1 protein-coding gene is annotated in these 275 nt (G+C 61.5%); it reads left to right on the top strand.

The features are described from left to right. Nucleotides 1–275: FGGY family carbohydrate kinase (locus ACLJNW_RS24870; RefSeq protein WP_410961313.1), on the top strand; the 275-nt coding region annotated here is incomplete at both ends.

The raw sequence follows: 275 nt of genomic DNA, 5'->3' as shown, positions 1-275 counted from the left end.
TACTTCTCCGGGACCAAGCTGAAGTGGATCCTCGACAACGTCGAAGGCGCCCGCGAACGCGCGCGCAACGGCGACCTGTTGTTCGGCACCATCGACACCTGGCTGATCTGGAAGCTCACCGAAGGCAAGGTCCACGTCACCGACTACACCAATGCCTCGCGGACCATGCTGTTCAATATCCACAGCCGCGACTGGGACGCACGGATGCTCGAGGTGCTCGACATTCCCCGCTCGATGCTACCCGAGGTGCGCAACTCTTCGGAGGTCTACGGCAA

This window comes from Salmonella sp. SAL4457 (genome assembly GCF_046548235.1).
GTDB classification, from domain to species: domain Bacteria; phylum Pseudomonadota; class Gammaproteobacteria; order Enterobacterales; family Enterobacteriaceae; genus Salmonella; species Salmonella enterica.
This window is presented reverse-complemented; position numbering and strand designations above follow the sequence as displayed.